A 2,950-nucleotide genomic window follows, 5' to 3' on the forward strand; every position below is an offset into this window, starting at 1 on the left:
ATCCCAAATCTCGCACCTGCGATCGGTTCGACCTGAGCCGGAGGATGCACCACACTTCTGTGTGAAAGCGCACATCCCGCGGTCGGATCCTGGCCGCCGGCTTTCGAGGACCGGTGCGCTCAGTAGGTCGGGACGACGCGCGTCTCGGGCAGCGGCGCACGCATGGTGAAATGCAGGCCGGCCGGCTGGAAATCGAAGGCGATCTCCGCCTGGCACTGGAGCTTCAGGACGCGCTGCAGCAGCGTCGAGCCGAAGCCCTTCCGCGTCGGTGTCTCCGTGAACGGGCCGCCCCGTTCGGTCCAGTCGAGATGGAGCATGCGTGCCGCCGGCGTCTGCTCGACACCCCAGCGGATCCGGATGCAGCCCTCCGGAACCGACAAGGCGCCGTGCTTGGCCGCGTTGGTCGTCAGCTCGTGGATGGCCATGCCGGTCGGGACTGCGAGGTCGCCCATCAGGTCGATCGGCGGCCCGTCCAGCTGGATGCGGGAGCCCTCGACGTCGTTGTAGGGCCCCAGCTCGTTCATCAGCATCTCGCGCAGGGGGGCCTGCTGCCAGTAATCCTCGGTCAGGAGATTGTGGGTCTTGGCCAGCGAGATCACCCGCGCCGAGAACGCCTCGTAGAACGCGTCCACGGTGGTGGCGGACCGGGCCGAAGCCCCGAGCAGCGCCTGCACCGTCGCCAGCGTGTTCTTGACCCGGTGATGCAGCTCGCGGATCAGGAGCGCCTGCCGCTCCGTCGTCCGCTCGCGCTCCTCGAGATGGGCCCGCGCCTCGAGCTGCCGGCGCTTGGCGCGATGGGCGGCCCGGGCCGCCATGATCAGGGTCGCCGGATGGAACGGGCGCTCCAGCACGCTCACGTTGCCCAAGAGGTCGGTCAACTGCGTGTTGGGCTCGGCGCCGCGCAGTCGCAGGAGGATGAACGGGAAGTCGGACCAGGGCGGCTGGGCGGCGATCCAGTCCGCCAGCGCCTGCCGGTTCGAGGAGAGCAGCGCCTCCTCGGTCAGGACCGCGCAGGCGGCCGTGTGGAGCCGGGCGACCACCTCCGCGAGGCTGCCGCAGATCTGCGACGCGATCTGTCCCTCGCCGAGGATGGTCGCGGCGACGACGGCGTCGCGGCCCCCCGGCGTGAAGAGGAGAACCGGCGGTTCAGCGTCGGTCATCAGCCCTGTGGGTGGGCAAGAGGGACGACCGTTCACCTTCGAATGTCGGAACGCCGGTCATGATACCCCTGAACGCGCTGAGTGGTTCGCCAACGCGGATCCCGTCGGAGTCGATCCGCAATTCGCGGATCGCGTTCTCATGGCTGCCGGTCCGCTTCTTCACCACCGAGATCGCGCGCCGCAGCCGGCCATCGGCCTCGAAGGTGCGGAACAGCAGGATCGTGTCGCTGAGATAGGTCAGGTCGACATTGGCGCCCATCGCCCCGATCATGCCGTGCTGGGCCAGGACCAGGAGCGTGACGACGCCCTGCTGGTTCAGGTAGGTCAGCAACTCGTGCATCTGCAGGAGCAGGTAGTTCTCCTCCGGCATGGCGTTGTGATAGCCGGTCAGGGAATCGATCACGACCGTCGTCACGCCCTGGTGCTCGACCGCCTCCTGCACGATGTCGGCCAGTTCGCCGGGCGAGACCTCCGCCGGATCGATCTGTTCGACCCGGAGATCGCCGGAGGCGATCACGGCGTCGATCGGCATGCCGAGGCCGCGGGCCCGGCGGCGCAGCACGTTCGTGGTCTCGTCGAAGCTGAGGATCAGCACCTTCTCGCCGCGGGCGATCGCCGCGGTGACGCAGGTGAGCGCCACCGTCGACTTGCCGACGCCGGACGGGCCGATCAGCATCGTGCTGGTCCCGCGATCGATGCCGCCGCCGAGCAGCAGGTCGAGCTCGGGGCTGCCCGTGCCGCACTGGTCGTCGGCGAAGGTGCCGAGATGCTCGGCCGCGACGAGCCGCGGGAACACCGTGAGACCGCCGCGCCGGATGACGTAGTCGTGGAACCCGCCCCGGAACGGCGTGCCGCGCATCTTGATCACGCGCAGGCGCCGCCGCTCCCCGCCGTAGAGCGGCGCGAGCTGTTCCAGCCGGATCACGGCATGGCTGAGACTGTGCAGATTCAGGTCGTCCGCCTCGGCGGTCAGATCGTCGAGGAGCAGCGCCGTGGTGTTCTGGATGAGCAGGAAGCTGCGCAGGGCGTGGACCTGCCTGCGGTAGCGCAGCGAACCCTGCGAGAGCAGCCGGATCTCGGACAGGCTGTCGAACACGACGCGCTGCGGCTTGGTCCGCTCGATCTCGGCGATCGCCATGCGGATGGTCTCGCCGAGTTCGAGATCGGACGAATGGACGAGGCTCTGCTGCTGGTTCGGGTCGAGGCTGAGTTCCGGCGCGATGAGTTCGAAGATCTCGATGCCGTCGAGGGACCAGCCGTGGCGCCCGGCGACGTTCAGGAGCTCGCGCCGGCTCTCGGACAGCGTGATGTACAGGCAGCGCTCGCCCCGCCGCACGCCGTCGAGCAGGAACTGCATCGCCAGCGTCGTCTTGCCGGATCCGGGCCGGCCCTCGATGAGGTGCGAGCGCCGGGACGCGTAGCCGCCGTCCAGGATGTGGTCGAGGCCGGCCACTCCGGTACAGACCGGCGCCGCGTCTTGATCGGTCACTGCCATGTCCAGGTCTCTGCCGTCGCCCGACGGGCGGGCAGCCCACCGACCGCGTGACGGAACGCGGAGCCCGGTCTCGTACACGAAGGAGCGCGCAGGGCGAAACCCCGTCCGCCGCGCTCCTGCGCCGGCCGAGACCGTCTGCGCGACCGTCGGCGCGACCGTCGGCGCGACCGGGACATCGGTCCTGCCGGACGGCCGCGCCGTGCGGCAGCCGGGATTGGCGCCGCGATGGAGGACCGGCGCCCGCATCCTGCGGGCGCCGGGGGGTCGCGCGCTCACTGGCTGCCCGGACCCTTCG

2 protein-coding genes are annotated in these 2,950 nt (G+C 69.8%); both read right to left on the reverse strand.

Features of this window, described 5'->3' with window-relative positions; all coding sequences use genetic code 11:
• Window positions 1-119: 119 nt before the first annotated feature.
• Window positions 120-1,160, reverse strand: a complete 1,041-nt coding sequence (locus I53_RS23350) for a sensor histidine kinase (protein WP_043355225.1) — start codon at window positions 1,158-1,160, stop codon at window positions 120-122.
• The gene (locus tag I53_RS23355) at window positions 1,147-2,655 is read right to left on the reverse strand and encodes an ATPase domain-containing protein (protein WP_043355227.1); all 1,509 of its coding nucleotides are present in this window, start codon (window positions 2,653-2,655) and stop codon (window positions 1,147-1,149) included. Before I53_RS23355 ends, I53_RS23350 begins: the two co-directional genes overlap by 14 nt.
• Between the last annotated feature and the right edge of the window lie 295 nt (window positions 2,656-2,950).

Source organism: Methylobacterium sp. B1, assembly GCF_000333255.1.
Classification (GTDB): domain Bacteria; phylum Pseudomonadota; class Alphaproteobacteria; order Rhizobiales; family Beijerinckiaceae; genus Methylobacterium; species Methylobacterium fujisawaense.